The following is a 316-nucleotide window of genomic DNA, read 5'->3' on the forward strand; positions in this document are numbered from 1 at the left end:
TCGGTAGCTCAGTCGGTAGAGCAGAGGACTGAAAATCCTCGTGTCGGCGGTTCGATTCCGTCCCGAGCCACCATTTTTTTATGCCGGCTTAGCTCAATTGGTAGAGCAACTGACTTGTAATCAGTAGGTTGGGGGTTCAAGTCCTCTAGCCGGCATCATTTAGGGGCATAGTTTAAAGGTAGAACTGAGGTCTCCAAAACCTCCAGTGTGGGTTCGATTCCTACTGCCCCTGTAAAGTATATGGGCCTATAGCTCAGCTGGTTAGAGCGCACGCCTGATAAGCGTGAGGTCGATGGTTCGAGTCCATTTAGGCCCA

Annotated in this window: 3 tRNA genes; all 3 read left to right on the forward strand. The window is 50.9% G+C overall.

From position 1 onward, the window contains the following. Nucleotides 1–82: 82 nt before the first annotated feature. The 3 genes from ACS2QP_RS27535 (at nt 83) to ACS2QP_RS27545 (ending at nt 316) form a co-directional block, all read left to right on the forward strand. Nucleotides 83–155, forward strand: a tRNA-Thr gene (locus ACS2QP_RS27535). A gap of 6 nt (nt 156–161) precedes the next feature. Beyond that, nucleotides 162–232, forward strand: a tRNA-Trp gene (locus ACS2QP_RS27540). A gap of 10 nt (nt 233–242) precedes the next feature. After that, nucleotides 243–316 (forward strand) — tRNA-Ile (locus tag ACS2QP_RS27545).

The sequence above is a fragment of the Bacillus cereus group sp. Bce019 genome, assembly GCF_051781745.1.
GTDB lineage: Bacteria > Bacillota > Bacilli > Bacillales > Bacillaceae_G > Bacillus_A > Bacillus_A cereus.